Source organism: Streptomyces sp. AV19 (assembly GCF_015999245.1).
In the GTDB taxonomy this organism is placed as follows: domain Bacteria; phylum Actinomycetota; class Actinomycetes; order Streptomycetales; family Streptomycetaceae; genus Streptomyces.
On record NZ_JAEAMR010000007.1, the window covers coordinates 634,545 to 636,369 of the forward strand.

2 protein-coding genes and 1 pseudogene are annotated in these 1,825 nt (G+C 73.8%); all 3 read right to left on the reverse strand.

The features are described 5' to 3' along the window. Positions 1 to 217 (reverse strand): annotated as a pseudogene (locus I5Q34_RS12480) (2-oxoglutarate ferredoxin oxidoreductase subunit alpha); the annotation flags it as partial. A gap of 281 nt (positions 218 to 498) precedes the next feature. Then, entirely contained in the window at positions 499 to 1,158 is a 660-nt protein-coding gene (locus tag I5Q34_RS12485) for a response regulator transcription factor (protein WP_199892929.1), read from the reverse strand. A gap of 269 nt (positions 1,159 to 1,427) precedes the next feature. Beyond that, a partial coding sequence (locus I5Q34_RS12490; protein WP_374193004.1) for a sensor histidine kinase occupies positions 1,428 to 1,825 on the reverse strand: 398 nt, incomplete at its 5' end.

The following is a 1,825-nucleotide window of genomic DNA, read 5'->3' on the forward strand; positions in this document are numbered from 1 at the left end:
TGAAACGGTCACCGGTGAGCTGCATACCGTCACCGGAGTCACCCGCGAACCGGATGATCACCCGGTCCAGTTGGCGCACTTCCTTGCCACCGGCCCGGGCTGCGGGGCCGCGCTGTCCGGCGAGGCGCGACGGTTCGTCCCCGGCACCCGGCGGGGAGAACCCTGGCTGTTCGGCTGAATCGGCCTGCTCGGCCGGGCTGCTGACCTGGCTGGTCACTGCTTCGGACCTCCCTCATGACGGCGGCCCCGCGCTGTGGTGGTGCCGACCGGCGTTCCCATCGCCATCGTACGTGGGCGGGGCACGGCCACCCGGGACGGAGCACGGGAAGGGAGGGCCCCGCGGCCGTCATCCATCCTGGCACGTCGCCGCGGGACCGCCGTGCGAAGTGGCCGCAGGCTGCCGCCGGAGCTGCGACCGGGGTCGCAGGTCTCCGGGACCAGCCCTCCCACCAGCGGCGCAGTCCCGACGTGACAGATCGTCAGGCGACGGGGTTTGGATCAGGAGCGGAGGTAGGTGAGCACCGCGAGAACGCGACGGTGATCCCCGTCACTCGGCGACAGCCCGAGCTTCAGGAAGATGTTGCTGACGTGCTTCTCCACCGCCCCGTCGCTGACGACGAGCTGCCGGGCGACGGCCGAGTTCGTCCGCCCCTCCGCCATCAGGCCCAGCACCTCCCGCTCGCGCGGGGTGAGGCCCGCCAGCACGTCCTGCTTGCGGCTGCGTCCGAGCAGCTGGGCGACGACCTCGGGGTCCAGCGCGGTGCCGCCCCGGGCGACCCGGACGACCGCGTCGACGAACTCGCGGACCTCGGCCACCCGGTCCTTCAGGAGGTAGCCGACGCCCCTGCTGCTGCCGGCCAGCAGCTCGGTCGCGTACTGCTCCTCGACATACTGCGAAAGGACCAGGACCCCCAGCTCCGGGAAGTCGCGCCGGAGCTGCACGGAGGCCCGGACGCCCTCGTCCGTGTGCGTGGGGGGCATCCGGACGTCCGCGACCACCACGTCCGGCAGGGCACCCTCGTCGGCGAGCTCCCGCACCGCCTTCAGCAGCGCCTCCGCGTCCCCCACGCCGGCCACGACCTCGTGCCCGCGGTCGGTCAGCAGCCGGGTCAGGCCCTCGCGGAGCAGCACTGAATCCTCGGCGATGACCACTCGCACCCTGTCCTCGACCACGACGTCCGGCCCCCTGCTTCCCGCTCGGCTGTTCCGCTGCATGCAAGGTGCCCAGCATCTCAGCAAAGCGGGGGCGGTGGCCCAGGGCGTGTCCGATGGGGCGGCACGGGCCTGCCATGCCCGGCACGGCACCTCGCCGCGTTGTCGCATCACCCGGGTACGCCCGGTACGCGGGCGATGTTCCCCCGGCCACCGCGGGGAGGTGCCCCCGGCGCCGGACGCCGCGGGACCCGCACCGGCCCGTCGGAGCCGCCCTAACGGTCGCGCCAGGGCAGCTCCGCCGTGATCGTCGTCGGGCCGCCGGCGGGGGAGTCCACGACCAGCAGTCCGTCCACCGAGCCGAGCCGTTCGGCGAGTCCGGCCAGCCCGCTGCCGGAGTCCGTCGAGGCGCCGCCCTGTCCGTCGTCCCGCACCTGGAGCAGCAGCCGGTCGGCCGAGCGCCAGATCTCCACGCGGGCGGTGCGGGCGCGGCTGTGCTTGCTGATGTTCTGGAGGAGTTCGGAGACGGTGAAGTAGGCGATGCCCTCGATCGCGGCGGCGGGGCGGGTGTCCAGGTCGACCTGGACGGCGACGGGGACGGTGCAGCGGCCGGCGACGGAGGAGAGGGCGGCGTCGAGGCCGCGGTCGGTGAGGACGGCGGGGTGGATGCCGC